Raw genomic sequence first — 252 nt, forward strand, 5'->3', positions numbered from 1 at the left:
CTAGTTCTGTATCTTGATAAAAAATTTGGCGCACCTAACTCATCACTACTACAATATACTTATGGGTAATCCCCTTACATCCAGTAAGGATTTATCCATCTCATTACTTAAACTGTTAGAATGTAGGATGCAATGGTATATCGACTTCATCACTAGGACTTAGCGTCCGTACTTTAGACTGATAACCAGCTCCTCATTCACAGTGTTCGTTTTATGCAGGTTGAATCACATTAAGTGCATTCGTGTCACACA

The organism is Clostridium sp. AF27-5AA (assembly GCF_003478415.1).
GTDB lineage: Bacteria > Bacillota > Clostridia > Lachnospirales > Lachnospiraceae > Otoolea > Otoolea fessa.